At 56.4% G+C, this 2,711-nt stretch carries 3 protein-coding genes; 2 read left to right on the top strand and 1 reads right to left on the bottom strand.

Annotated features, from left to right (window positions below; all coding sequences use genetic code 11):
• Positions 1-470 precede the first annotated feature (470 nt).
• Positions 471-1,523: a DUF6607 family protein gene (locus ACOSYY_RS07115; RefSeq protein WP_421661571.1), complete on the top strand. Its 1,053-nt coding sequence runs from the start codon at positions 471-473 to the stop codon at positions 1,521-1,523.
• Positions 1,524-1,704: 181 nt separating this feature from the next.
• On the opposite strand, the gene ACOSYY_RS07110 is transcribed toward ACOSYY_RS07115, so the two are convergent.
• Positions 1,705-2,040, bottom strand: a complete 336-nt coding sequence (locus ACOSYY_RS07110; RefSeq protein WP_421661572.1) for an RNA polymerase sigma factor — start codon at positions 2,038-2,040, stop codon at positions 1,705-1,707.
• Positions 2,041-2,509: 469 nt separating this feature from the next.
• On the opposite strand from ACOSYY_RS07110, the gene ACOSYY_RS07105 reads away from it, so the two are divergent.
• On the top strand, positions 2,510-2,711 hold a 202-nt coding region (locus ACOSYY_RS07105), incomplete at its 3' end, for a TatD family hydrolase (RefSeq protein WP_421661570.1).

The raw sequence follows: 2,711 nt of genomic DNA, 5'->3' as shown, positions 1-2,711 counted from the left end.
TAAGTGATATCAGTACATCATGGCGTTTCGTTCTGTCAATCCCTCTCCATGGCTTCAAAACGGAGGGGCGGCGTGACGACAAGCCATGCGGTACTATAAGAATCAACTCGTCATCGTGGTGCTCCATTGGAGAAGTCACAGCGATAGAGTCCGCGGTCGATCTGTGGCACCACGCACACGAGCGACTCGAATGATGTCACTCAACTGGCAGATCATGGTGGAGGCAGCGTTTCAACACTTCGGCGAGCACACACCCCGTCCGACGTGAAAACCGTGCCTAGTGTCGTACCACTCTACAGGGACAGACAGCGAGAAATCCAGTCACAATAAGGCATCACGCACAGCAAACGATTCGCACGGAGCATGCGCCACTCGCCACCTATAGCCGTCAAAGCGGCTCGGTCTGTTGACATGGCCAACCGGGAGCATCGATGATAATAGAACGACACATCTGATAAACGGAGCGCGCAATGACGAACACACACGAGACGCGACACCATCGATTGAGTGATGCGGCCGGCGTTCGATGGCGCCTGACCCAGGCTGCCATCGTCCTCATGCTGTGCTGGCCTGCCATGGCAGCAGCGGATGCGACGGGACGAGCGGACGATGAACGGTTTCAGCGCGATCGCAAATCCATCCTGGCGATGGCGGGCAACTATCATGTCACATTCAGTTTTCGCGAGACGGTTTCGTTTGTCGATGGATATCGGCTCAAAGAACCTTATGAAACGGACGGGTATGAAACCGTGAGGATCATCCGTGACGACGGCGACGTGATCAGTCTCCAACATATTCTCGTCGTCAAAGGGGTCTGGGATGATGCCATGCCGGTCAAACATTGGCGGCAGGATTGGCGATACGAACCGGAAACGGTCTTCGAGTATCTCGGCCACCAGACGTGGCGAACCCGCGAAGTCGACGAGACAGAACGCCGCGGGAAATGGGCTCAATCCGTCTTCGAGGTCGATGACAGCCCGCGCTATGCCGCCGTCGCGGAGTGGACCCACAACAACGGTGTCTCGACCTGGACCCCACCGCCGACATGGCGCCCCTTGCCCAGGCGGGAAGCGACCAAGCGCAACGACTATGATGTGTTGGTCTCAGTGAACCGTCATGCGCTCACGCCGCAGGGATGGGTGCACGAGCAGGACAGCACCAAGCTTATCCTGGGGGGACGTCCGCAACAGCTTGCCCGAGAGATCGGTGTGAATGGATACCGCGTCTCGGAAAAGTTCGACATACAGATAGCCGACACATACTGGAACGAGACACAGGCCTTTTGGGCTGAGGTGCGCGAGATCTGGAATCAGCTGCATGCGAAGCCAGGCACCTTAGCCGTCCAGCGAGAGAGTTCATCGGGAAAGCTCCACAACCGAATCACAGCGTTGGCCAATGAGGTTCGTGAAGGCAAACTGGAGCGAGAAAGCGCCGCCCTCCAGGCACGTGAAATAATTCACGCTTCGATCACCAGGAACGGTCAAGTCGTCGGCGCCCATACTAAGGCCGAATCTCCACACTAGCACGCCACTTTTTCGTCGGTGGATGGGATCCGCAGCGAGCCGATCAATAGGTTCTCTTCAATCGACGCGCGAAAGGCCACCTCTAAACGGTGAAGGCATGAGGGATCATTCCTCGACATAGCGATAGCCCTTCGAGCGCATGCAACCACTGAGATTGATGCCGCCGGCCATGGTGGCTTTCTCATGTTCCGCTCCGGAAAGCACTTCCGTTTTGCACGTGTCCCAATCCTGCCTCGCCTGTATGTCGGTCTTTGTCGGATGCCTCCAGCTGCTCCGGTACGTTCAAGGCGTTTCGTTGGGTCCGCAGATAATCGATCGCCAAATTGGTAGCGGTTCGATGGAGCAGCGCGCGCGGATGCTCGACCGATTGGGTCTCGACGACACGTAGGAGTCGTATAAAGGTTTCTTGCATGAGATCTGCCGCCGTATCGCGACAGCTCACCATACTCCGAAGGCGCCGCATCAGTTCGTCGCGGTATTGATGGAACAGTCTCTCAATCTGTGCGCATGTAAGCATCATGAGGGGGAAATAAAAAACCCACGAGCATCGAAGGCGATGCCGTGGGCTCTGTTCGTCAAGAACACCGGCCTCGAAAAATCTATCAATAACCGGCTTGTCCCGGCGGCCTGTCTAACGCGATGGCAGTTAGCGTCGGGACCTGCTACTTTAACCATCGCTTCGCAGACAAGGTCACAAACCCCATGGCCGGGGCCTTCACCTCCAGTCTATTAGCCCATAGACGTTCGAGCCCGATCGATCCTCACCTAATAGAGCCCACATTGATCGGCGACTGCCGCAATGCAATAAACACGGTAGATTCATGGAAAGCTAATGGGGAGGCTTCCGCCATAACGTGAAGTTGGGTTATTGTTTGACAAACAGCTACCCAGCTTCGATTAACCTGGAAGCAATTCTCGCTTTGCACAAGTCGGCACAGAGAAGATGTAGCGAATTTGCCATCACTGCATGGTAGGATGTGCCCCCGATGTTGATCGACACGCACACGCACCTCGACGATGCTCGCTATGACGACGATAGGGAGACCGTCATCGCTCGCGCGCGGGAAGGGGGAGTTGAGGCATTCGTCACCATCGGTTGCGATCTGGCGACCAGCCAAGCAGCCGTCGCCCTCGCCGATCGATTTCCCTTCGTGTACGCCTCCATCGGCATCCACCCGCACGAGGTCA

It is taken from the genome of Nitrospira sp. BLG_2 (assembly GCF_049222245.1).
This window is presented reverse-complemented; position numbering and strand designations above follow the sequence as displayed.